Below are 628 nucleotides of genomic sequence, written 5' to 3'. Positions count from 1 at the left end.
CCGGGGAGCATTAAAAAAAGAACTACAGCAATGCCTCAGAAGCGGAAGAGCGGTTCGTAGATCCCGAACGTCATCACTTAAAGGGAAAGGATTAGGGAAAATCCCGAATGCGATACCTATCAGCGAAAGGCCATCGGAAACCGCAGACAGAGCCATACCTGGTCACTGGGAAGGTGATCTGATCCAGGGCTCGAAAAACTCCTATATCGTCACCCTCGTAGAACGCCATTCCCGCTTTGTTATGTTGGCTAAAATCAGGGACAACAAGACCATAACGGTTATATCTGCACTCATCAGACAAGCCCGGGAATTGCCTGTTGAGCTTTATAAAACATTAACCTGGGATCGGGGAGCTGAAATGACCAGCCACACCCGGTTTACTGTAGCAACAGACATCCAGATTTACTTCTGTGATCCTCAATCTCCCTGGCAACGTGGCTCAAATGAAAATACGAACAGGTTGCTCAGACAATATTTTCCAAAGGGAACTGACTTATCGGTTCACAGTCAGCAGAGACTAAACAGCGTTGCCAGACAGCTCAACGAAAGACCGAGAAAAACGCTAGACTATGAATCACCCGCAGAACGGTTCAATAAGTGTGTTGCGTCCATCAGTTGAACTCACAGC

The 628-nt window shown here is 47.5% G+C and carries 1 protein-coding gene; it reads left to right on the top strand.

What is annotated here, in order from left to right; genetic code table 11:
* Window positions 1-619: IS30 family transposase (locus AC2FC2_RS26940; RefSeq protein WP_490660203.1), on the top strand; the 619-nt coding region annotated here is incomplete at its 5' end.
* Window positions 620-628 lie beyond the last annotated feature (9 nt).

The organism is Serratia sp. CoH_122_TC_1 (genome assembly GCF_058191755.1).
This window is presented reverse-complemented; position numbering and strand designations above follow the sequence as displayed.